Here is a 21,887-nt window from a genome sequence, read left to right on the forward strand (position 1 = left end):
CTTTCCCCATGACGTCCCCTCAGCAATCCACCCTCGCCGCCGATCCCGTTCAGGCTTATCTCGATCGCGGCTTGCGCAACTACTGGTATCCCGTCGCGCCTAGCTGGCAAGTGGCGAATGCGCCCATCGGCCTGACGCGTCTCGGCGATCAGATCGTGCTCTGGCGCGATAACGAAGGCAAAGTGCATGCACTCGAAGATCGCTGCCCGCATCGCGGCGCGCGCTTGTCGCTCGGATGGAATCTCGGCGGCAGCGTCGCGTGCTGGTATCACGGCATCGAAGTCGATGGCAGCGGCACCGTGCAGAAAGTGCCCGCCGTGTCCGCCTGTCCGCTCGAAGGCCAGAAGTGCGTGAAGTCGTACCCCGTCGAAGAACACGCGGGCGCGATCTTCCTCTGGTTCGGCGACGACGCCAACAAGGCACCCGCGCCGCTCGTGCTGCCGGAAGAACTCGTCGGCGATGAATACGCGAGCTTCCTGTGCATGTCCCACTGGAAGTGCAATTACCAGTACGCGATCGATAACGTGATGGACCCGATGCACGGCGCGTATCTCCACGCCACATCGCACTCGATGGCCGAAGGCGACAAACAGGCCGACATGCGCGTGCGCAAGACTGAAACCGGCCTCATGTTCGAGAAGGTCGGCCAGCGCGACGTGAACTTCGACTGGGTCGAGCTTGGCGAAACCGGCTGCCTGTGGATGCGTCTGGCGATTCCCTACAAGAAGAAGTTCGGCCCGGGCGGCAACTTCGGGATCATCGGCTTTGCCACGCCGGTGGATAACGACAACTGCCAGGTCTATTTCTGGCGCACGCGCAAGGTCTCCGGATGGCAGCGCGATGCATGGCGCTTCCTGTATCGCAATCGACTCGAAGGGCTGCATTGGGCCGTGCTCGAACAAGACCGCTACGTGCTTGAAAGCCTCGCGCCCAACGCACGCGATCACGAATTCCTCTATCAGCACGATGTCGGCATGACGCGCGTGCGCCGCATGTTCAAGCAGCGCGCGCAGCAACATCTCGCCGCACTCGAAGCATTGCCGAAGAACACGGAGCACGCTCATGCGTGATGCGTCGAAGACGCTGGAAGGCCGTCGCGTGATCGTGACGGGCGGCGCTCGCGGACTCGGCGCGGCGTTCGTTCGCGCGCTCGTCGATCAAGGCGCGCGTGTGGCGTTCGGCGATGTGCTGCATGACGAAGGCGAGGCGCTTGCGCGCGATCTTCACGATGCGCACTTCTTCGCGCTCGATCTGAACGATCCGCAAAGCATCGACGAATTCGTCGAGCAGAGCGCGCACGCATTGGGCGGTATCGACGCGCTCATCAACAACGCCGCGATCACCCATTCGGGCGGCAAGTCCGCCGATGAACTCACGCCGCAAACATGGGATGCGGTGATGAACGTCAACGTGCGCGGCACGTGGCTGATGAGCGTCGCGTGCCTGCCGCACCTGAAGGCTTCGGGGCGCGGCGCCATCGTGAACATCGCATCGGACACGGCTTTGTGGGGCGCGCCGAAGTTGCTTGCCTATGTAGCGAGCAAGGGCGCCGTGATTGCGATGACGCGTTCGCTTGCCCGCGAGTTCGGCGCAGGCAACGTGACCGTGAACGCGATCGCGCCCGGTCTCACGGAAGTGGAAGCCACTGCCTATGTGCCCCCCGAGCGCCACGAGTACTACCTCAAAGGCCGCGCTCTGACACGCGCGCAGGTTCCCGACGACGTGAACGGCCCCGTGCTGTTCCTGCTCTCGGATGCGGCGCGCTTCGTGACGGGCCAGTTGCTGCCGGTGAACGGCGGCTTCGTGATGAATTGATTCGCTTACCTGATCATATTGGAGAAAGCAATGGCCGATGCAGACATCGAACGTAAATCGTGGGAACAGCCCGCCGACGCGAGCTTCGATCAATGGATGGACTCGCGCGTCGCACGCCTCGACACGCGCCGCTACGACTGGGACGCGCTCAAGTTTCAGGCCGACTTCGACCCGAAGTATCGCCGCGCGCAAATGCGCTATGTCGGAACGGGCGGCACGGGTGTATCGAAGGACATGAACACGATTCCCGCAGGCAGCTTCACTTTCTCGACGATGGTGATCCCCGCCGGCAACATCGGGCCGAGCCATATTCATGTCGACGTCGAAGAGATTTTCTTCGTGCTGCGCGGCAAGATGAAAGTCGTCTGCGAGAAGGACGGCAAGACGTGGGAAGCCGTGCTGGGCGAGCGTGATCTCATTTCGGTGCCGCCGGGCGTGTATCGCACGGAGATCAACATCGGCGAGGAAGATGCGCTGATGTGCGTGATGCTCGGCGCGTCGAAGCCCATCACGCCGACGTATCCGCCGGACTCGCCGCTCGCGAAGCTCAAGCGTTGAGGCCCGCATGAACATTCACACGCTCGCGCGCTTTCCGGAAACGCGTATCGATACCGCGCTCGGCATCACGGCGTATCGCGGGGCCGGTGCGATGCATCGGCGCACGCTGCCCGTCGTGCTGCTGCATGGAATCGGGTCGGGCGCGGCGTCGTGGGTGCATCAGCTCGACGCGCTCGGTGCGACGCGGCGCGTGCTTGCATGGGATGCGCCGGGTTACGGCGATTCCACATGCGTCGTTAGTGATTCGCCGATCGCGCTCGATTATGCAAAAGCGTTGCGCGCATGGCTCGATGCGCTCGATATCGATCGATGCGTGATCGCCGGACATTCGCTCGGCGCGATCATCGCGGGATCGTTTGCCGCGCATGCGCCGGAGCGCGTCGCGGGCGTGTTGCTGATATCGCCCGCTGCGGGTTACGGCGCTGCATCGAAGGAAGTGCGCGAATCGAAACGCGATGCACGTCTGAAGATGCTGAACGATCTCGGCCCCGAAGGACTTGCACGCGAGCGCAGCGCCAACATGCTGTCGCAATACGCCGATGACGAAGCGCGCGAATGGGTTCGATGGAACATGGCCCGCGTGATGCCCACGGGTTATGCGCAAGCGACGCATCTTCTCGCGAATGCCGATCTCGCAGCGGATATCGCGCGCTTTCACGGACGCATCGCGGTTGCAGTCGGTGCGGAAGACACGATCACGCCGCCCCACGCATGCGAGCGCATTGCGCAGGCGGCGCGCGTAAGTCTGCAAGTGATGCCGCGCGCGGGTCACGCGGGCTATGTCGAATCGGCCGCTGCCTATACCGCGTTGATCGATACGTTTTGCCAAGGCATCGAATGTCACATGAAAGACGGAGTACCGCAATGACATCCCTCGCCACAGAAGAAGCCGACAAGGGCGAACCGACTTACATCGTGCCGGGACTCGAGCGCGGATTGAAGATCCTCACCGAATTCTCGCCGCGCGAACCCGTGCTTGGCGCGCCCGAATTGTCGCGACGTCTCGGCATTCCACGCACGACCGTCTTCCGTCTGTTGCAGACGCTCGAATCGCTCGGCTTTCTCGAGCGCGCGGACAAGGACCGCAACTATCGCCTGGGCGTCGCCGTGCTGCGTCTCGGCTTCGAATATCTGAGCTCGCTCGAACTGACCGATCTCGGGCTGCCGATCATCGAAGCATTGCGCGATGCGACCGGCCTCACGAGCCACATCCTCATTCGCGATGGCCGCGATGTCGTGTTCGTCGCGAAAGCGCAGAGCCATGCGCCAATCTTCAGCTCGGTGAAGGTGAACGTCGGCACGCGTCTGCCAGCACACGCAACGACGCACGGTCACGTCTTGATGGGCGATCTTTCGCTCGATGAACTGCGCGCGCTCTATCCGGAAACGCATCTCGAACGCTTCACGAAGTCCACGCCGGAAAGCGTCGAAGAACTCTACGAGCGCGTGAAAGAAGACGCCGAACGCGGCTACGCGACGAGCCAGTCGTCGTTCGAGCGCGGGATATCGGTCGTCACTGCGCCGGTTCGCAACGACACGGGACGCATCGTCGCCGTCATCACGACGACGATCCCGCGTCCGGAAATCGACGCGGCATTGCTCGACAGCGGCCTCATCGACAAGGTGCGCGAAGCCGCCGATGCGCTCTCGATGCGTCTCAACTATCGTCCGGCCGCGCGTTCCGCAACGCCGACCCGTTACATGAAGTCCTTGGGGTTGCAATGATTCAGATCGATCTCTCCGGGCAAGTCGCGGTCGTCACGGGCGGCTCCTCGGGCATCGGCTTCGCGACGGCGCGATTGTTCCTGCAAGCGGGCGCCTCGGTCGCCATTTGCGGACGCGATGGCGAACGTCTTCGAAGCGCGCAAGCCTCGCTCGCCGATGAGTACCCGCACGCGCAGTTGCTCGCTGTCCGTTGCGACGTGCTCGATGCGGAGCAAACGAACGCATTCGCATCGCAAGTGATGCAACGCTTCTGCCGCGTCGACATGCTCGTGAACAACGCGGGTCAAGGCCGCGTCTCCACTTTCGCCGATACGACAGACGACGCCTGGCGCGACGAACTGGAACTGAAGTACTTCAGCATCATCCGTCCGACGCGCGCCTTCCTGCCGATGCTGAACGACGCGCCCTCGCCCGCGATCGTCTGCGTGAACTCGCTGCTCGCGCTGCAACCCGAGCCGCATATGGTCGCGACATCGTCGGCGAGAGCGGGCGTGTTGAGCCTCGTCAAATCGCTCGCGACGGAACTCGCGCCGCAACGCATCCGCGTGAATTCGATTCTGATCGGCATCGTCGAATCGGGGCAATGGAAGCGCCGCTATCAAAACTACCTGAACGAGAACGCCGATAACCCCGCGCCTCAAAGCTGGGCGCAATGGACCGGCGAGATCGCGCGCAAGAAAAACATTCCGCTCGGCCGCTTCGGCTTGCCCGAAGAAGCGGCGCAGGCACTCTTCTATCTCGCAACACCGCTGTCGTCGTACACGACCGGCAGCCATATCGATGTTTCCGGAGGCTTTGCTCGTCATGTCTGAAAAAACCACGGTCGGCGAACTGATCGCCGCGTTCCTCGAACAATGCGGCGTGCGCACGGCGTTCGGCGTCATCTCGATCCACAACATGCCGATCCTCGATGCGATCGGGCGTCGCGGCAACATCCGTTATGTCGGCGCACGCGGCGAAGCAGGCGCGCTGAACATGGCCGATGGTCTCGCGCGCGTCTCCGGCGAACTCGGCGTCGCGTTCACATCGACGGGAACGGCGGCCGGCAATGCAGCGGGCGCGATGGTCGAAGCGTTGACCGCGGGCACCGCGTTGCTGCACATCACCGGGCAGATCGAAACCGAATATCTCGATCAGGATCTCGCATACATTCACGAAGCGCCCGATCAACTATCAATGCTGCAATCGATCTCGAAGGCGGCGTTTCGCGTGCGCACCGTCGACACCGCATTGCCGACGATCCGCGAAGCCGTGCGCGTCGCGCTGACCGCGCCCGCGGGTCCGGTAAGCGTCGAGATTCCCATCGACATTCAAGCGGCCGAAATCGAATGGCCCGCCGATCTCGCCGCGCCGCACGTGAACACGCTGACGCACGACAGCCTGCGCGTGAAGCAGCTCGCCGATGCGCTCACGCGCGCGAAGCGTCCGTTGCTGTGGCTCGGCGGCGGCACACGTCATGCGCGCGGCGCGGTCGAGCGTCTCGTGAAGCTCGGCTTCGGCGTCGTGACAAGCGTGCAAGGCCGCGGCGTGCTGCCCGAAGACCATCCGGCGACGCTCGGCGCGTTCAACGTGCATCCATCCGTCGAAGCGTTCTACAAGACGTGCGATGCGCTCGTCGTCGTAGGCTCCCGTCTGCGCGGCAACGAAACGCTGAAGTACAAGCTCGCGCTGCCGCAACCGCTCTATCGCATCGACGCCGATGCCCTCGCCGATAACCGCGGCTATCGCAACGATCTCTTCGTGCATGGCGATGCTTCGCGCGTACTCGACGAACTCGCGACGCTGCTCGAAGGACGCATCCGTGTCGATGCATCTTTTGCGGGCGATCTCGCCGCCGCGCGCGAAACGGCCGTCGCGGAAGTATCGAAGGGTCTCGGGCCGTACAAGCGTCTCGTCGATTCGTTGCAGCGCGCCGTGGGCCGGGACTACAACTGGGTCCGCGACGTCACGATCTCGAACAGCACGTGGGGCAATCGTCTTCTGAAGATCTTCAATCCGCGCGCCGGCGTGCATGCGCTCGGCGGCGGCATCGGGCAAGGCATGCAGATGGCGATCGGCGCGGCGTTGTCGGGCGCGGCGAAGAAGACCGTCGCGCTCGTCGGCGATGGCGGCTTGATGGTCAATGTCGGCGAACTCGCGACCGCCGTGCAGGAGAAAGCCAACGTGATGATCGTGCTGATGAACGATCAATGCTATGGCGTGATCCGCAACATTCAGGACGCGAATTACGGCGGACGGCGCATGTTCGTCGACTTGCATCAGCCGGATTTCGCGCAGTTCTGTGCGAGCCTCGGTCTCGCGCATCGCCGCATTACGTCGCTCGATCAGACCGATGACATCGTGCGCGAAGGACTCGCGATCGATGGCCCCGTGCTCGTCGAAGTGGACATGCTGTCGGTCGGCTCGTTCGCTACTGCGTTCGCAGGGCCGCCCGTGAAGAAGGAAGAGCCGAAGGAGCCGGAATATGCGTGATCCCCGTCATGCACAGCATGCGATCGACATCGCGATGATCGGCTTCGGCGCGATCGGCTCCGCGGTGTTTCGCGCGCTCGACCACGATCCGCTCGTACGCATCTCGCATGTGATCGTGCCGGAACGCGATTGCGATCACGTGCGTTCGGTGCTCGGCGATCACGTCGATGTCGTTTCGCGCGTCGATGCGCTTGCGAGTCATCCCGAGTTCGCGCTCGAATGTGCGGGACATGCCGCGCTCGTCGATCACGTCGTGCCGCTCTTGAAGTCGGGCACGGATTGCGCGGTCGCATCGATCGGTGCGCTATCGGAAGCCGGTCTGCTCGACGCGCTTTCCGATGCAGCCGACGAAGGCGCGGCCACGGTCACGCTGTTGTCGGGTGCGATCGGCGGCGTCGATGCACTTGCCGCAGCCAAAGAAGGCGGCCTCGACGACGTGCAGTACACCGGCCGCAAGCCGCCGCTCGGCTGGCTCGGCACGCCTGCCGAAGCGCTGTGCGATCTGCAGTCGCTGACCGAAGAGAAGATCATCTTCGAAGGCAGCGCACGCGATGCAGCGCGGCTCTATCCGAAGAACGCGAATGTCGCGGCGACCATTGCGCTCGCCGGACTCGGACTCGACGGCACGCGCGTTCGTCTCATCGCCGATCCGGCTGTCGAACGCAACGTGCATCGGATCGTTGCCCGCGGCGCATTCGGTGAAATGTCGCTGGAAATGTGCGGCAAGCCGTTGCCGTCGAATCCCAAGACATCGGCGCTGACCGCATTCAGCGCGATCCGTGCGTTGCGCAATCGCGCGGCGCGCTGCGTCATCTAAGGAGCTTTTGGACGATGAATCATCCCGACACTTCGCTCGTGACATCCGGCGATATCTTGATCGGCGGCGAGTGGCGCAAAGGGCGCGGCAATCAGTACACGAGCATCTATCCCGCCGATCAGTCCGTCAACGCGGAGATCAGCACCGCCAATGCCGACGACGCGCGCGAAGCCGTCGAGATCGCGGATCGTGCCTATAGAAAGGCCGACTGGGCCGGACTGAAGCCGCATCAGCGCGCCGCCATTTTGCATCGCATCGCAAATCTGATCGAAGCGCGCCATGAAGCGCTCGCGCAATTGCAGCGCCGCGACAATGGCAAGCCGATCAGCGAAACGCGCGCGTTGGTGACGAGCGCGGCCAGCACGTTCCGCTACTTCGCAGCGTGCCTCGAAACGCTCGAAGAAGAACTCACGCCTTCGCGCGGCGACTATCTGACGATGAGCGTGCATGAACCGCTCGGCGTCATCGCCGCAATCACGCCGTGGAATTCGCCGATCGCATCCGACGCGCAAAAGCTCGCGCCCGCGCTTGCAGCAGGCAACGCGGTCGTGCTGAAGCCCGCGGAAGTGACGCCGCTCGCATCGCTCGCACTCGCGCGCATCTGCGAGGAAGCGGGCGTGCCCAAAGGCGTCGTCAGCGTGTTGCCCGGCAAAGGCTCGGTGATCGGCGATGCGCTCGTACGTCATCCGCTCGTGAAGAAGGTCGCGTTCACGGGCGGCACCGAAGTGGGCCGCGGCATCGCGCGGCTCGCGGCGGAAAAGCTGATGCCGGTATCTCTGGAACTCGGCGGCAAATCGCCGACCATCGTCTATGCGGATGCCGATCTCGATCATGCGGTGAACGGCGTGCTGTACGGCATCTTCAGTTCATCGGGCGAATCGTGCATCGCGGGGTCGCGACTTTTCGTCGAACGCAAGGTGTATGGCGAATTCATGGCGCGTCTCGTCGATGGCGCGCGCAAGCTGCGCGTCGGCGATCCCACGCGCGAGAACACGCAGATGGGTCCGCTGATTACATCGCAGCATCGCGAGAGCATCGAACGCTATGTCGCGCTCGGTCTCGAAGAAGGCGGCACGTTATTGTGCGGTGGCGAACGGCCGACAGGCGATGGCCGCGAGAAAGGCTTCTTCTATCTGCCGACGATCATCGAAGGTCTCACGAACGACGCGCGCATGTGCCAGGAAGAAATCTTCGGACCTGTGCTCGCCGCCCTGCCCTTCGACGACGAAGCCGCGTTGCTTAGCCAGGCAAACGACAGCGTGTTTGGCCTCGCCGCAGGCATCTGGACGCGCGATTACAAGCGCGCATGGAACGTCGCGCGCGCGCTGAACACGGGCACGGTATGGATCAACACGTACAAGCAGTTTTCGATTTCGACGCCGTTCGGCGGCTGGAAGGACAGCGGCATGGGACGCGAGAAAGGACGCCTCGGCCTGCGCGAATACATGCAGCAAAAGAGCCTTTACTGGGGCTTGAACGATGCCCCGCTGCCGTGGGCGAACTGAAGGAGTTGCCATGACGATTCTCGGCATTGAACGCATCACATATGGCGTAACCGATCTCGACACCTGCCGGCGCTTCTTCGCCGACTGGGGTTTGAAGGAAGTCGCGCACGATGAAACGCGCGCGCGTTTCGAGACGCTCAACGGCTGCGAAGTGCTGCTCGCCCTCGCCGACGATCCCGCACTTCCGCCGGCCTTCGAAGGCGGTCCGACGCTGCGCGAAGTCACGTGGTCCGTCGCGACGCGCGCCGAACTCGACGCATTGCGCGGACGCTTCGCGGGCCAGCCCGGACATATCGAAACCGACGATGCGGTCGGTTGCATCGATCCGAACGGCATGGCGATTCGCGTCGAAGTGACGAAGAAGCGCGACATCGACCTGAAAGGCTCGCCTTCGAACGTGTGGGGCAACGCGCTGCGTATCGATACGCCGAGCCCTGTTTATGAACGCGCGGAGCCGGTCGAAGTGGGACATGTCGTGTTCTTCACGAACTGCGTCGCGGAGCAGGAGAAGTTCTATCACGAGCTGCTCGGCTTCGAGACATCGGATCGCTATCCGGGACGCGGCGCGTTCATGCGTTGCGCGCCGCACGGCGGACATCACGATCTCTTTCTTCTGCAACTGCCCGACGGCAAACGCGGCCTGAATCACGTCGCGTTCACCGTGCGCGATATCCACGAAGTCTTCGGCGGCGGCCTGCATATCAGCCGCTGCGGATGGACGACGCAACTCGGGCCAGGACGTCATCCGGTTTCATCGGCGTACTTCTGGTACTTCAGGAATCCGGCGGGCGGTCTCATCGAGTATTACGCCGATGAGGACGTGCTCACGCCCGAATGGCAGCCGCGCGACTTCGAACCGGGTCCGACCGTATTCGCCGAATGGGCCGTCGATGGCGGTCTCGACGGCAACACGCGCCGCCAGAAGGATGCGAAGGCGCCCGAAGGCAAGTTCATGACGGAGCGTAAAAATGGCTGATCTCCAGACAGTCGTCGTGATCGGCGGCGGGCAGGCGGCGGGATGGATTGTGAAGACCTTGCGCAAGGAAGGCTTCGACGGCCGCCTCGTGATGATCGCCGATGAAATTCATCTGCCTTATGAACGTCCGCCTTTGTCGAAGGCCGTGCTTGCGGGCGAAGCGGATATCGACACGGTGCGTATCGTCGATCACGATGCCTTCGCCGAGCTGAACGTCGAAGCGTGGCAGCCGGAATGCGCAACATCGATCGATCGCGATGCGCGCATCGTGCGAACGGCGAGCGGGCGCGAAGTGCAGTACGACCGGCTCGTCATCGCGACGGGCGGCGCGGCGCGGCGTCTGCCCGACGCGATGGTCAAGACATCGCATCTCGCCTATCTGCGCACGCTCGACGATGCGGTTCATATCGGCAAGCGTCTGCGCGAAAGTCATAGCAAGCGTCTCGTCGTGATCGGCGGCGGATGGATCGGTCTCGAAGTCGCGGCGACCGCCAGAAAGCTCGGCGTAGACGTGACGGTGATCGAAGGCGCGCCGCGTTTGTGCGGACGTTCGGTGCCCGAGAGCGTGTCGGCGTTTTTGTTGAAGCTGCATCGCAATCACGGTGTCGATGTGCGGCTGAATGCATCGCTTGCATCGCTCGAAGATAACCAGCAAGGCGTGCGCGCTCTATTGGCGGATGGCACGTTCGTCGACGCCGATTTCGCCGTCGCGGGCATCGGGCTGAAGCCGCACACGGCGGTTGCGGAGAGCGCGGGCATCGAATGCAACGACGGCATCGTCGTCGACGAATTCGGCGCAACCAATGATGAACACGTGTTCGCTTGCGGCGATGTGGCCAATCATCCGAACGCGTGGCTCAAGCGCCGCGTGCGTCTCGAATCGTGGGCAAACGCGCAGAACCAGGCCATCGCGACCGCGCGCGCGGTGCTCGGCGCGCGCACGCCGTATGCGGAGATTCCGTGGTTCTGGTCGGATCAATACGACGTGAACCTGCAGATTCTCGGCGACGTTCCGCCCGGCGCGACGCCTGTCGTTCGCGGCGATCTGGACGCGCGCCGCGCATCGCTGTTCTTCTTCGAGGGCGATGTACTGCGCGGCGTCATCGCGATCAACGCGACGCGCGATCTCAAGGTCGCAAAGAAATGGATGAGCCAGGGGCGCGCGGTCGATATCGCGACGCTCGCGGATACGGCGAAAGCACTCGCATAACACATTGACGGGAGCAGGCATGAGAAGCATGAGCAACACGGCGGTCGAGCACGGCGGCTCGGCCACGACAGTCGCCGATGCGGCTGCGGCCGCTCAAGCGGTCACGAAGGGATCGATCATCGCGCGCATTGAACGTCTGCCCGCCAATGCGATGCAGGTGCGCGCGCGTATCCTGATCGGCGCGGCCACTTTCTTCGACGGCTTCGATGTCATCGTCATCGCGGCGACGCTGCCGCTGCTCATCCAGAAATGGGGGCTCACGCCGGGGCAGATCGGCTTTCTGATCGCGTCGGGATCGATCGGGCAATTGATCGGCGCGTTCCTGTTTCCGTCGCTCGCGGAGCGCTTCGGGCGCGTGCGTTCGATCGCGTGGAGCTCGGGCATCATCGGGCTGACGAGCATCGCGTGCGGCTTCGCGCCATCGTTCGCGGTGTTCGTTGCGCTGCGTATCGTGCAGGGGCTCGGGCTCGGCGGTGAGTTGCCGGTCGCGGCGACGTACATCAACGAGATCACGCGCGCGCATGGACGCGGGCGTTTCGTGCTGCTCTACGAGATCGTGTTTCCGATTGGCCTGCTGGCATCGAATGCGCTCGGCGCGTGGATCGTGCCGCGCTTCGGCTGGGAAGCGATGTATTTCATCGGCGGCATACCGCTCGTGCTGTTCTTCATGCTGCGCACGCTGGTGCCGGAATCGCCGCGCTGGCTCGGTGAACGCGGCCGCATGCGCGAAGCGGGCGATGCGCTCTGCGCATTCGAGGCGACCGTGAAGCAGCCGCTGCCGCCGCTCGGCAATCTCGCCGAATTCGAAGCGATGGCGAATCGTCATCCGAAGCGGCGTCGTCTCGATCTGATCGGACCGGCGTATCTGAAGCGCACGATTGCTGTCGCGCTGTTGTGGATGACGTGCGGCGTGCTGCAATACGGTCTTTCCACGTGGCTGCCGACGATCTACAAGACCGTCTATCACGCGCCGTTGCAGCTTGCGTTGAATCTTGCGGTGGCGGCATCGGTGCTCGGCGTGATCGGCTCGCTGACGTGCGCGCTGATCGTCGACAAGGTCGGGCGCAAGCCGGTCATCAACTGGTCGTTCGTGTTATGCGCGGTGTCGCTGGTGTGCGCGGGTGTGTTCGTCACGCAATCGGTGTATGTGGTTGCGACGTTCTGTGCGTTCGCGCTCGGGTTCATGGCTTGCGGGTTCATCACCGCCTATGTTTATACGCCGGAGTTGTATCCGACGAGCATTCGCGCTTTTGGATGCGGTCTGGGCGGTGCGTGGCTCAAGATCGCGGCGATTTTCGCGCCGGCGCTCGTCGGCAAGACCTTGATGGGCGGGAACATGGATGTCGCGTTTTATGCGCTCGCGGTCGTGCCGGTGATTGCGGCGGCGGCGGTGCATTTCATGGGGATCGAGACGAAGGGGAAGGTGTTGGAGCAGTTGGAGGTTTGAGAGATCTTGTCTTCATTGAGGCTTGAAGAAGAAACGCCGGAGCGTCCCTCGAGCCGCTCCGGCGTTTTAATAACCGCTACCGCAAACAATGGTACAAGCCCGCATGCATCAGTTCGCCCCCGGCAACGGAACGCCAACCTTCTGCGCGACTGCCCATGCACCCGGCGGCAAGGGCGGCGGCGTCGGTCCGGCAGCCTTCTCGGCGAGCGTCTTCGTCACGAAGATGCGCGAGGGCAGCGTAAAGTGACGGAGCGCCAGCACGTCAAGCGGACCCGCGCCCGCTTCGGCGCGCAACTGCACCGAGAGTAAGGGCCCCGCACCCTGGTCCGGCGTCCACGACAGCAGGTAGCGCGCATTATCCTGTTGTGTGACTGTCGCGCGCTCGAGCAGCCGGATGAATGCGAAGCGCCCCTGCGAGTACATCGTCGAACGCAAGCCGCCTTCCTCCGTCTCCCACTGAAGCTGCGCGTTGTTATCCAGCGCTTGCCCCGGCCATTCGAACGGCACCCACTGTTCCATCTGATTGAACTAGTGGAGTTGCTGATCCGATGAAATCAGCCTCATGTCCGTGATGCCCGGCGTCGCTACGCCTTGCAACTCGAAGCGCACGTGTGCATCGCCCGACGGGAAGAGCGCAGTCGAAACGTGGGTAAGCTTGTTGAGCGCCGTGAGGAGTTTCGGATCGTACCTTTGATCACACACGCGGGCAACATTCGTTCAGTCATGCGCTGTGTGCCTCTGCCTCGTTCACGAAGCCCACGGATTTCATTCTTTTGCCGAACTCCTCACGCTGCTTATTTGCACTCCAAGGCGGACTGTCCGGTGATCTTCCGAGCCAACATTTCTCCATCTAACAAAAATGACTCGTCTTGCCTGCCGAACCGGAATCCCGGTCGGCCGAAATGCAAGAGCTGCCGCTCCTGTGCGCGCCGGTCGAACCATAAAAAAACGCCGGAGCGGCCCTCGAGCCACTCCAGCGTTCCAGCAGAAGCTACGCAGCCAATCAGCTCTTCGCCTTAGGCATCTGCGAAACCAGCGACAGGCCAATATCCATCCCTTCCACCTGGAAATGCGGCACGATGAAAAGCTTGATGCGGAAGAAGCCCGGATTGTCTTCGATGTCCTCCACCATCACCTTCGCCTCGCGCAGCGGATGCGATGCCTGCAGTTCGTCGCCCGGATCCTTCATCTCGGTGACGAGACCCTTGATCCAGTTGTTCAGTTCCAGCTCGAGCAGACGCCGGTCCTTCGTGGTGCCGATGTTCTCGCGCTGAATCAGTTTCAGGTAATGCGCAATGCGCGACAGCAGGAAGATGTACGGCAGACGCGCGTTGATGCGGCTGTTCGCGGTCGCTTCCTTGGTCTCGTACAGCGCGGGCTTCTGCGTCGAGTTCGCCGAGAAGAAGCACGCGAAATCGTGATTCTTGTAGAACGAGAGCGGAATGAAGCCGAGGTTCGCGAATTCGAACTCACGCGTCTCGGGAATCAGAACTTCGGTGGGGATCTTCGGCTGCACGCCGGTTCCGAGGTCGTACAGATGCACCGGCAGGTCTTCCACCTTGCCGCCCGCCTGCGGACCGCGAATCTGCACGCACCAGCCGTTGTTCACGAAGCTGCGCGTCATGTTCGCCGCAAAGGCGAACGATGCGTTCACCCAGAGATAACGATCATGGTCCGGTCCCTTGACCTGCTCTTCGTAATTGAAAGCGCGCACGGGCGTCGTGTCCTTGCCGTACGGCAGGCGGCCGAGCACGCGCGGCATCACGAGGCCGACGTATCGCGCATCGTCCGTGTCGCGGAAGCTCTTCCACTTGATGTACTCCGCGCGATCGAAGTAGTTGCCGATGTCCTGAATCGCCGCGACTTCTTCCATCGACTTCTTGCCGAAGAACGCCGCGCCCACCGAGCCGATGAACGGCATGTGCGCCGCCGCCGCGACCTTCGAGATGTTGCGCAACAACGCCACGTCTTGCGCCGAGTTCGCGAATTCGAAGTCGCTGACGAGCGCGCTGATCGGCTGGCCGCCCGGGGTGTCGTATTCCTCGATGTACGTCAGGCGATACAGCCCGCTCTGAATGAGTTCCGGCGCGTCCTCGAAGTCGCGGATCAGCGCATCCTTCGACACGTCCAGCACTTCGATACGCGTGTTCTTGCGGAAATCCGTGCGCGACACGAGCATCTTCAGACCGCGCCAGCGGCCTTCCAACGCCTGGAACTCCGGGTTGTGCATCACTGAATCGAGCTGACGGCTGATCTGGCGATCAAGTTGCCCGATGAAGAAATCGAGCAGCGACTTGTCGAGGCGATCCACGGGCTTGCTCGTCTGCGCGACGAGATCGAGGAACGCGCCCATGCCACGCGCAAGGCGTTCGTCGGCGGATGCTTCGGAAAGCATGTCGTTGTCGCGGAATGCTTCGAGCGGGCGCGCTTGCACCACCGGACTCAGGTTGATCTTGTTGCAAAGCGACGCATAGACGCTGTCGCCGTACGACTCTTGCGGCGCATCGAGCACGACGGTTTCGCCTGCGGCGCTCGCGCGGACTTCTTTCTTACTCATTGTTTGTCCTGTCTGGAATGCTTGTCAGTTGAAGCGTGAGAAAGGCGGCCGGAATCAGGCCTGGCCTTCCGGCTGCGTCGCCGCCGTGGCGATCTGCGAAAGCTCGCCGCGCAGCTTGTCGGAGAGTTCCTTGTTCTTCAGGATCTTTTCGAACTCTCGACGGAACGTGCCGTTGTCGAGCAGGTTCGACTTCAGATCGCGTAGCAGATTGCGCACGGCGAGCAGCGCCTGCAATTCAGGAATCTGACGCGCCACCTGTTCGGGCTCGAAGTCCTTCATCGAACGGAAGGAGAGGTTCACCGGCAGCTCGGAGCCATCGTTCGCGAGCGTGTTCTCGGCGGCGAATTTCAGGTCCGGCGCGTGATCGGCGAGGACAGCGTCGAAGTTATTCTTGTCGATGTTGACTTTTTTGCGCTCGGAAAGCGGCGCCTGTTCGCGCCCCGCGCTGAAATCGCCTGCGACCAAAAGTTTCAGCGGCAATTCGACCTTCTTTTGCGCGCCGCCGGTGTGCAGATCGAGCGTGATCGAAACACGGCTCTTGGGAATTTCTCTGTGGAAGCTATCCATCAATAATCCTTAATAAAATTTGGAAAACAAGTACCTATCTCGCTTTCTTTCGCGGCGTATATTAGAACAGGTTTCACGGCAATCCAACAGAATGCTACGTCTGCCTAAATAAACGGCAAACAGTATGCGACACTCGTAGATTGCCTTTGATAAACAATGGTTTTTCAAATTCTTCTGACCGCTCCTGGATACGCGCCAAGCTAATGAACGATGCCGCGAGAAACATTAATTGACAAATTACAGCGATCTCCGTGCTCTCTCGAAAATAGCCGGAAATGGCTTCCTGCACCGCAAGTTACTGTTTTCGAAAGACCTTTCGCCTTTGCCCGTTATTTCTCTCCCGCTTATCCCGAAACTATACGAATCGTGTTCCGGAATATAAAATGCGCCGCCCGAATCACAAATAAGCATTCCGAAATATGGAAAGGCGGAAAGCAAAACCGCTTCGACACTCATGAACATGCTGTCTTCGTCTTCCGCCCATCCGAGCCTCGTGGAGGCTGCGCCGGGGGTTCCGCCGTCGCCCATGTCAGGTATTCGCGATCTTCTTCGCGACACCGCGCTTCTCGTCGCGACGCTATCGACCGGCGGCGCCCCCGAGAAATTCGACGTCTTGCGTCCGCGCTGCGCGGCGCTGGTCGCGGAATTCGGCGCCGCTCTGGATCGACGCGGCTATCCGGCGGACGTGCGTGAAGATGCGCGGAAGGCGCAATGCGCCTTGCTCGACGAGGCGGCACTGCATCATCTGTCGGACAAAGAAAAGTCGAGCTGGTCCGCGCAGCCGTTGCAGGTCGAGAATTTCCAACAGCACGATGCCGGCGAACGCGTGTTCGAGCGGCTCGAATTTCGGATGCGCGAACGCGCCCCGCAGGTCGACCTGCTCGAATGCTATGCGGCGCTTCTCGGACTGGGATTTCGCGGCCGGTACGCTGTCGGCGGCGAAAGCGAGCGCGCGGCGCTCATCGCTGAATTGAACGCGATGATCGAGCGCCTGCGTCCTCGAAGCGAGCGCGCGCTCGTCATCGACGAACCCGGTCGGCGCTTCGGCGACTGGCTGCGGCGCTTTTCGCCCTGGGCGATCGCCGGTATAGGCTCTTTTGCCGCGCTCGTGACGTGGCTCGTCTGGCACATCGCGCTCGATGCGCAACTGGCGGCGCTGATTCCCGCCGTCAAGCCGTGAGCGCCATGCAGAGACTGGGTTATCCGGCGCGCGTGATGATCGTTCTCGCGACGCTTCTCGCGCTGTGCGTGCACTGGTTCGTGCAGCCGTTCGGCAAGGAATGGATCTGGTTGTCGACGGTCGGCGTGCTGATCGTCGCGGCGAGCCTGATCGTCTGGCGCACGCGACAGTTGTCGCGTGCGCGCCGGCGCAGCGCGCATATCCTGAATGCGCTGGGCGCGGCCACCGTCGACATTCCGCTCAATCTGCGCACCCGCATGCCGCTCGTGCTCGTCACCGGCGATGCGCTCGCCACGCTCTTCGACCGCTCCGCTGGCGAGAAGCGCCTCGTGTTCATCGGCGATGGCGCGATCTGGCTGCGCGTGGATCGTCCGCAGGATCTGCCCGAAATCGCGCTCGCGACGCGCCAATGGCGTGACGGACAGCCGCCCGATGGCGTCGTGCTGAGCGTCGCGCCCGCGCTTCACGCCGATGCCGACGCGCTTGCGCAACGCCTGCGCGTGGCGCGTCAATCACTCGCCGATGCATCGCGCATCGTGAGTGCGCGCCTGCCGGGTTACGTGGCCGTCTATCAGCGCCTAACGAGCCTCGCGCCCCGCGATGCGAACGTGGCGCGCGAGTGGCATTGCGCGTCGGCATCGGCGCCGCTCGTCGATGCAGAACGCTTCGAAGCCGTCATCCGCAACGCGGAAGACAATGCGTGCCGCCACGCGGACAGTCGTTATGCGTCGGTGCATGCGGCGGCGCTGGCGTCGATCGTCGGATGGACGCAGCGCGTCGTGATCGACACGCTCACCGATTCCCGCCAGCCGGCTTCGCCGTGGGCGCTTCATGGCGCGGGCTGGATCGATTGCGGACCCGCGAGCGATGCGGCCAAACCGTGGGAACTCCACGTACAGACGCAGACGCGCATCGCGCCCGCGAGCGTCGATGCGACACCCGCGCCGTGGCCGTTGCCGCAACAGTTGATCGCATCGATGCCGCGCCGCATCGTGACATCGCCGCGTATGGCCGCGTTCGCGCATGCCATCGGCATCGTCGCGCTGGCTGCGGGCGCGGCGTTCCTCGGCGCGGGACGCCATAACGCGCAGCTTCTCGAAAGGATAAAGACGCATCTGGACCGCTACGCGTCGATCGCGCCGGATCACGACGCCGCACGCCGCGATGCGCTGCAAGCGGTCGTCGCCGACCGCGACGAACTGGATCGTTATAACCGGACCGGCGTGCCGCTGCGGCTGTCCTTCGGGCTGTATCACGGCGCGCAGCTTTCGCCTGCGCTGAATGCGGCCATCGCGAGCTATCAGCCGCCGCCACCACCGCCGACCGTCGTCACGCTCGACAGCATGTCGCTCTTCGACAGCGGCAAGACGGAACTGAAGCCCGGTTCGACGCGCGCGCTCGTCGCCGCCGTGGAACTCATCAAGGCGCATCCCGGCAAGCGGATCATCGTCGCGGGCCACACGGACGATGTCGGCAGCGCGGCGGCCAACCTGCTTTTGTCGAACGCGCGCGCGGCTGCATTGCGCGACTGGCTGATCGATGCATCCGGCATCCCGGCGACGCAGTTCGCGGTTCAAGGCTACGGCGATACGCGTCCTATCGCCGCCAACGACACGCCTTCGGGTCGCGCAAAAAACCGCCGCGTCGAGATTACGCTCGTACCGGACACCACGAACAACGCGAACTGACATCGCCATTCGAATCCCCGGAGTTCTCTCTCCGGGATCTTGTCGCTCGGAAAGCGAATTTTCGAGCATTGATTGGCAGTACCAAAGAGGAGTAGTAAATGGCAATTCCCGCATATATGTGGCTCAAGGATGACGGCGGCGCCGACATCAAGGGTTCCGTCACGGTGCAAGGCCGCGAAGGCAGCGTCGAGCTGACCGCGTTCGATCACGGCGTGCATATCCCGACCGATGGCAACACCGGCAAGCTGACCGGCACGCGCGTGCACGCGCCGATCACGCTGACGAAGGAAACCGATTCCTCGTCGCCGTATCTGTACAAGGCAGTGACGAGCGGCCAGACGCTGAAGTCCGTCGAGATCAAGTGGTACAAGATCGACGACGCGGGCAAGGAGAAGGAATACTTCAACACCAAGCTCGACAACGTCAAGGTCGTCGCCGTGCGTCCGAAGATGCTCGACATCAAGAATCCGGAATTCGAGAAGCACAACCATCTGGAAGAAGTCGAACTGCGCTACGAACAGATCACCTGGTCGTACAAGGACGGCAACATCATCCACAAGGACACGTGGAACGAGCGCGCGTAAGCGACTCGACTGAGCGTCTCATGACCACATGAGACGCCGATGCCGGCCCGTTCCGCGGGCTGGTCTTTTTTCTGCATATCCAAAATCCCCGCACGCTCTCTTTCATCTCCCTCGTCACGGACTTCATATGACAATGCGCGACTCCACTCATCTGCTTCGCCGGCTCAACCCGCATTGCGCCCGCACCCTCGAAGCGGCCGCGAGCCTGTGCCAGACGCGCCTTTCCGACGAGATCACCGTCGAGCATTGGCTCCTGAAGCTGATCGAGGCAGACGAAGGCGATATCCCCGCGATCCTGCGTCACTATGAAATCGATGTCGATGCAATCTGGAACGCGTTGCTCGCAGCCATCGAACGTGCGCCGCGCAATCTGCGCGGCATGCCGTCGCTGTCTATTCAACTCGCGAGCGTGCTGCAGGACGCGTGGAATCTCGCATCGCGCGAGGATATCGACGGCACGATCCGCTCGGCGCATCTGCTGCGCGCCATCATCGCGGCGCCGCACGTGATGCGCACGCAGGACGCGTGGCCCCTCTTCTCACTCTCCGACGCGCAGATCGAAAGGCTCGTGCCGCGTCTCGGCCGCGCATCGTGCGAGAACGCGACGCAGCCGCAAGACGATGTCGATGAAAGCGCACCCGTTGCCGATGAGAACGCGCCATTGAAACAAACACCCGCACGCTCGACCGAAGGCGAGGCGCTGGAACGCTTCGCCATCGATCTGACGGAGAAGGCGCGGCGCGGCGACATCGATCCGGTATTCGGCCGCGATCGCGAGATCCAGCAGATGATCGACGTGCTCGTGCGCCGCCGCAAGAACAACCCGATTCTCGTGGGCGAGCCGGGCGTCGGCAAGACGGCGCTCGTCGAAGGTCTCGCGCTGCGCGTCGCGGATGGCAGCGTGCCCGCGCTCTTGCGCGGCGTGCGTATCCTCACGCTCGATCTCGGCTTGTTGCAGGCTGGCGCGGGCGTGAAGGGTGAGTTCGAGCAGCGCCTGAAAAACGTGATCGATGAAGTGAAGGCATCGGCGACGCCGATCGTGCTTTTCATCGACGAAGCCCACACGCTCATCGGTGCGGGCAATTCGGCGGGCGGTTCCGATGCCGCCAATCTGCTGAAGCCTGCGCTCGCGCGCGGCGAACTGCGCACCATCGCCGCGACGACGTGGACGGAATACAAGGAATACTTCGAGCGCGATGCGGCGCTGGAGCGGCGCTTCCAGATGGTGAAGGTGGAAGAGCCGGACGACGACACCGCCTGCCTCATGCTGCGCGGCCTCGCATCGCACTATGCGAAACATCACGACGTGCATATCCGCGACGAAGCGCTCGTTGCGGCCGTCAGGCTGTCGCGTCGCTACATTCCCGCGCGGCAGTTGCCGGATAAGGCCGTCGATTTGATCGACACCGCTGCCGCGCGTGTACGCATGGGTCTCGATACGCCGCCCGCGGAGTTGCAGCGCGCCCGCGCCGCCGTGGCTGCACTGGAACTCGAACGAGCGAGCATCGATGCCGACGAACGTGCGGGTATCGACGAACCATCCGCGCATCGGGACGCGCTCGACGCCGCGCTGAAACAGGCGAATCAGGAGCTTGCGGCTATTCAGACGCGCTATGAGCGCGAGTTGCCGCTCGTGCTCGCGCTGCTGGAACGACGCGGCGACGGCAAGACGAAGCCCGACGCCGATGCCATCACCGCCGCGAACAACGCGCTCGCCAATGCGCAAGGCAAGACGCCGCTGATCTTCGCCGATGTCGATGCGCAAGCCATCGCGCGCGTGGTCGCGGAGTGGACGGGCGTGCCGGTTGGCAATCTCGTCGAGGACGAATTGTTGAATCTGCTGACGCTCGAAGATCAGTTGCAAAAGCGCGTGGTCGCACAAGACGATGCACTCGGCATGCTCGCGCAAAGTCTGCGCACCGCGAAGGCGGGGCTCAAGAGCGAACACGCGCCACTCGGCGTGTTCCTGCTGACGGGCACATCGGGCGTCGGTAAAACGGAGACGGCGCTCGCGCTCGCCGACGTGCTCTTCGGCGGCGAGGCCGCGCTCACGACGATCAACATGTCGGAGTATCAGGAAGCGCACACGGTATCGCAATTGAAGGGCTCGCCGCCGGGTTACGTCGGTTATGGACGCGGTGGCATCCTCACCGAAGCAGTGCGTCAGCGCCCGTATAGCGTGGTGCTACTCGATGAAGTGGAGAAAGCGCACCGCGACGTGCTCGACGTGTTCTATCAAGTGTTCGATCGCGGCTCGATGCGCGACGGCGAAGGCCGCGAGATCGACTTTCGCAACTGCGTGATCCTGATGACGTCGAACCTCGGCAGCGAAGAGATTCATACCGCGACGACGGACACGCCCGACATCGCGCATGCCGCGTTGCTCGATGCGATTCACGATCCGCTCGTGAAGCATTTCCAGCCCGCGCTGCTCGCACGTTTCCAGACCCTGGTTTATCGTCCGCTCGATGTAAATGCGCTCGGCAACATCGTACGTCTGAAGATCGCGAAAATCGCGGACAGGCTGAAACGTCAGCATGACGTCAAGCTCGTCTGCGATGAATCGCTGATCGCATCGCTTGCTGAAGTCTGCCTGTCGCGTGAATCGGGCGCGCGCAACATCGATGCGTTCCTCGATCAGCACATCCTGCCGACCGTCTCGCGCGAACTGCTCACGCGCATGGCGAACGGCGCCGCGCCTGCCGGGATTCGCCTTGCGAATTCGGAGGACGGGAATCTTACGATTGAGTTCATCGATCGTGATGAGGCCGGCCCTCTTCTCTAAG

Annotated in this window: 20 protein-coding genes; 16 read left to right on the forward strand and 4 right to left on the reverse strand. The window is 62.8% G+C overall.

Features of this window, described 5'->3' with window-relative positions:
- The first annotated feature begins 8 nt into the window (after positions 1 to 8).
- The 12 genes from AWB77_RS09275 to AWB77_RS09330 are packed head-to-tail and all read left to right on the forward strand — an operon-like array spanning position 9 to position 12,525.
- Positions 9 to 1,070 (forward strand): Rieske 2Fe-2S domain-containing protein, encoded by a 1,062-nt coding sequence (locus tag AWB77_RS09275; RefSeq protein ID WP_061134145.1) that lies wholly within the window; start codon positions 9 to 11, stop codon positions 1,068 to 1,070.
- Entirely contained in the window at positions 1,063 to 1,815 is a 753-nt protein-coding gene (locus tag AWB77_RS09280) for an SDR family oxidoreductase (protein ID WP_061134146.1), read from the forward strand. The genes AWB77_RS09275 and AWB77_RS09280 overlap by 8 nt, the downstream gene beginning before the upstream one ends.
- A gap of 30 nt (positions 1,816 to 1,845) precedes the next feature.
- Positions 1,846 to 2,373 carry a cupin domain-containing protein gene (locus AWB77_RS09285; RefSeq protein ID WP_061134147.1) on the forward strand — a complete coding sequence of 176 codons (528 nt, stop codon included), beginning with the start codon at positions 1,846 to 1,848 and terminating at the stop codon, positions 2,371 to 2,373.
- A gap of 7 nt (positions 2,374 to 2,380) precedes the next feature.
- Positions 2,381 to 3,241, forward strand: coding sequence for an alpha/beta fold hydrolase (locus tag AWB77_RS09290; protein ID WP_061134148.1), 861 nt, complete (start codon positions 2,381 to 2,383; stop codon positions 3,239 to 3,241).
- A complete protein-coding gene (locus tag AWB77_RS09295; RefSeq protein ID WP_061134149.1) occupies positions 3,238 to 4,098 on the forward strand; it encodes an IclR family transcriptional regulator in 861 nt (286 codons plus the stop codon). Before AWB77_RS09290 ends, AWB77_RS09295 begins: the two co-directional genes overlap by 4 nt.
- Positions 4,095 to 4,910: an SDR family oxidoreductase gene (locus AWB77_RS09300; protein WP_061134150.1), complete on the forward strand. Its 816-nt coding sequence runs from the start codon at positions 4,095 to 4,097 to the stop codon at positions 4,908 to 4,910. The genes AWB77_RS09295 and AWB77_RS09300 overlap by 4 nt, the downstream gene beginning before the upstream one ends.
- Positions 4,903 to 6,570, forward strand: a complete 1,668-nt coding sequence (locus tag AWB77_RS09305) for a thiamine pyrophosphate-binding protein (protein ID WP_061134151.1) — start codon at positions 4,903 to 4,905, stop codon at positions 6,568 to 6,570. The genes AWB77_RS09300 and AWB77_RS09305 overlap by 8 nt, the downstream gene beginning before the upstream one ends.
- Positions 6,563 to 7,387 (forward strand): aspartate dehydrogenase, encoded by an 825-nt coding sequence (locus AWB77_RS09310; protein WP_061134152.1) that lies wholly within the window; start codon positions 6,563 to 6,565, stop codon positions 7,385 to 7,387. Before AWB77_RS09305 ends, AWB77_RS09310 begins: the two co-directional genes overlap by 8 nt.
- A gap of 14 nt (positions 7,388 to 7,401) precedes the next feature.
- Positions 7,402 to 8,892: an aldehyde dehydrogenase gene (locus AWB77_RS09315; RefSeq protein ID WP_061134153.1), complete on the forward strand. Its 1,491-nt coding sequence runs from the start codon at positions 7,402 to 7,404 to the stop codon at positions 8,890 to 8,892.
- A 10-nt stretch (positions 8,893 to 8,902) separates the two neighbouring features.
- On the forward strand, positions 8,903 to 9,868 hold the full coding sequence (locus AWB77_RS09320) for a VOC family protein (RefSeq protein ID WP_061134154.1): 966 nt from the start codon (positions 8,903 to 8,905) through the stop codon (positions 9,866 to 9,868).
- Positions 9,861 to 11,078 carry an NAD(P)/FAD-dependent oxidoreductase gene (locus tag AWB77_RS09325; RefSeq protein WP_061134155.1) on the forward strand — a complete coding sequence of 406 codons (1,218 nt, stop codon included), beginning with the start codon at positions 9,861 to 9,863 and terminating at the stop codon, positions 11,076 to 11,078. Before AWB77_RS09320 ends, AWB77_RS09325 begins: the two co-directional genes overlap by 8 nt.
- Positions 11,079 to 11,097: 19 nt before the next feature.
- The gene (locus AWB77_RS09330) at positions 11,098 to 12,525 is read left to right on the forward strand and encodes an MFS transporter (RefSeq protein WP_061134156.1); all 1,428 of its coding nucleotides are present in this window, start codon (positions 11,098 to 11,100) and stop codon (positions 12,523 to 12,525) included.
- A gap of 108 nt (positions 12,526 to 12,633) precedes the next feature.
- Here the strand turns inward: AWB77_RS09330 and AWB77_RS09335 are convergent, their stop codons facing one another.
- From AWB77_RS09335 to tssB, 4 genes are all read right to left on the reverse strand, one after another.
- Positions 12,634 to 13,044 carry a type VI secretion IcmF C-terminal domain-containing protein gene (locus tag AWB77_RS09335; RefSeq protein WP_061134157.1) on the reverse strand — a complete coding sequence of 137 codons (411 nt, stop codon included), beginning with the start codon at positions 13,042 to 13,044 and terminating at the stop codon, positions 12,634 to 12,636.
- Positions 13,045 to 13,053: 9 nt separating this feature from the next.
- Positions 13,054 to 13,227, reverse strand: a complete 174-nt coding sequence (locus AWB77_RS37295) for a hypothetical protein (protein ID WP_341844957.1) — start codon at positions 13,225 to 13,227, stop codon at positions 13,054 to 13,056.
- 301 nt (positions 13,228 to 13,528) lie between these two features.
- Positions 13,529 to 15,082 carry a type VI secretion system contractile sheath large subunit gene (gene tssC, locus AWB77_RS09340; RefSeq protein WP_061134158.1) on the reverse strand — a complete coding sequence of 518 codons (1,554 nt, stop codon included), beginning with the start codon at positions 15,080 to 15,082 and terminating at the stop codon, positions 13,529 to 13,531.
- A gap of 54 nt (positions 15,083 to 15,136) precedes the next feature.
- Positions 15,137 to 15,649 carry a type VI secretion system contractile sheath small subunit gene (gene tssB, locus AWB77_RS09345; RefSeq protein ID WP_061134159.1) on the reverse strand — a complete coding sequence of 171 codons (513 nt, stop codon included), beginning with the start codon at positions 15,647 to 15,649 and terminating at the stop codon, positions 15,137 to 15,139.
- A gap of 454 nt (positions 15,650 to 16,103) precedes the next feature.
- Here tssB and AWB77_RS09350 point away from each other — a divergent pair, with 454 nt between their 5' ends.
- The 4 genes from AWB77_RS09350 to tssH all read left to right on the forward strand — a co-directional run bounded on the left by AWB77_RS09350 (position 16,104) and on the right by tssH (position 21,886).
- Positions 16,104 to 16,829 carry a DotU family type IV/VI secretion system protein gene (locus AWB77_RS09350; protein WP_061134160.1) on the forward strand — a complete coding sequence of 242 codons (726 nt, stop codon included), beginning with the start codon at positions 16,104 to 16,106 and terminating at the stop codon, positions 16,827 to 16,829.
- Between the two features lie 5 nt (positions 16,830 to 16,834).
- Entirely contained in the window at positions 16,835 to 18,517 is a 1,683-nt protein-coding gene (locus tag AWB77_RS09355) for an OmpA family protein (RefSeq protein ID WP_061134161.1), read from the forward strand.
- Positions 18,518 to 18,615: 98 nt separating this feature from the next.
- Positions 18,616 to 19,101 (forward strand): Hcp family type VI secretion system effector, encoded by a 486-nt coding sequence (locus AWB77_RS09360; RefSeq protein WP_061134162.1) that lies wholly within the window; start codon positions 18,616 to 18,618, stop codon positions 19,099 to 19,101.
- A 127-nt stretch (positions 19,102 to 19,228) separates the two neighbouring features.
- Complete coding sequence (tssH, locus tag AWB77_RS09365) at positions 19,229 to 21,886, forward strand: type VI secretion system ATPase TssH (protein WP_061134163.1); 2,658 nt, start codon at positions 19,229 to 19,231, stop codon at positions 21,884 to 21,886.
- The last annotated feature ends 1 nt before the right edge of the window (position 21,887 follow it).

Source organism: Caballeronia fortuita (assembly GCF_001544835.2).
Lineage (GTDB): Bacteria > Pseudomonadota > Gammaproteobacteria > Burkholderiales > Burkholderiaceae > Caballeronia > Caballeronia fortuita.

Coding starts and splice junctions, on each gene's coding strand:
- AWB77_RS09275 (WP_061134145.1), top strand. CDS start 9: ATGACGTCCCCTCAGCAATCCACCCTCGCCGCCGATCCCGTTCAGGCT.
- AWB77_RS09280 (WP_061134146.1), top strand. CDS start 1,063: ATGCGTGATGCGTCGAAGACGCTGGAAGGCCGTCGCGTGATCGTGACG.
- AWB77_RS09285 (WP_061134147.1), top strand. CDS start 1,846: ATGGCCGATGCAGACATCGAACGTAAATCGTGGGAACAGCCCGCCGAC.
- AWB77_RS09290 (WP_061134148.1), top strand. CDS start 2,381: ATGAACATTCACACGCTCGCGCGCTTTCCGGAAACGCGTATCGATACC.
- AWB77_RS09295 (WP_061134149.1), top strand. CDS start 3,238: ATGACATCCCTCGCCACAGAAGAAGCCGACAAGGGCGAACCGACTTAC.
- AWB77_RS09300 (WP_061134150.1), top strand. CDS start 4,095: ATGATTCAGATCGATCTCTCCGGGCAAGTCGCGGTCGTCACGGGCGGC.
- AWB77_RS09305 (WP_061134151.1), top strand. CDS start 4,903: ATGTCTGAAAAAACCACGGTCGGCGAACTGATCGCCGCGTTCCTCGAA.
- AWB77_RS09310 (WP_061134152.1), top strand. CDS start 6,563: ATGCGTGATCCCCGTCATGCACAGCATGCGATCGACATCGCGATGATC.
- AWB77_RS09315 (WP_061134153.1), top strand. CDS start 7,402: ATGAATCATCCCGACACTTCGCTCGTGACATCCGGCGATATCTTGATC.
- AWB77_RS09320 (WP_061134154.1), top strand. CDS start 8,903: ATGACGATTCTCGGCATTGAACGCATCACATATGGCGTAACCGATCTC.
- AWB77_RS09325 (WP_061134155.1), top strand. CDS start 9,861: ATGGCTGATCTCCAGACAGTCGTCGTGATCGGCGGCGGGCAGGCGGCG.
- AWB77_RS09330 (WP_061134156.1), top strand. CDS start 11,098: ATGAGAAGCATGAGCAACACGGCGGTCGAGCACGGCGGCTCGGCCACG.
- AWB77_RS09335 (WP_061134157.1), bottom strand. CDS start 13,044: ATGGAACAGTGGGTGCCGTTCGAATGGCCGGGGCAAGCGCTGGATAAC.
- tssC (WP_061134158.1), bottom strand. CDS start 15,082: ATGAGTAAGAAAGAAGTCCGCGCGAGCGCCGCAGGCGAAACCGTCGTG.
- tssB (WP_061134159.1), bottom strand. CDS start 15,649: ATGGATAGCTTCCACAGAGAAATTCCCAAGAGCCGTGTTTCGATCACG.
- AWB77_RS09350 (WP_061134160.1), top strand. CDS start 16,104: ATGAACATGCTGTCTTCGTCTTCCGCCCATCCGAGCCTCGTGGAGGCT.
- AWB77_RS09355 (WP_061134161.1), top strand. CDS start 16,835: ATGCAGAGACTGGGTTATCCGGCGCGCGTGATGATCGTTCTCGCGACG.
- AWB77_RS09360 (WP_061134162.1), top strand. CDS start 18,616: ATGGCAATTCCCGCATATATGTGGCTCAAGGATGACGGCGGCGCCGAC.
- tssH (WP_061134163.1), top strand. CDS start 19,229: ATGACAATGCGCGACTCCACTCATCTGCTTCGCCGGCTCAACCCGCAT.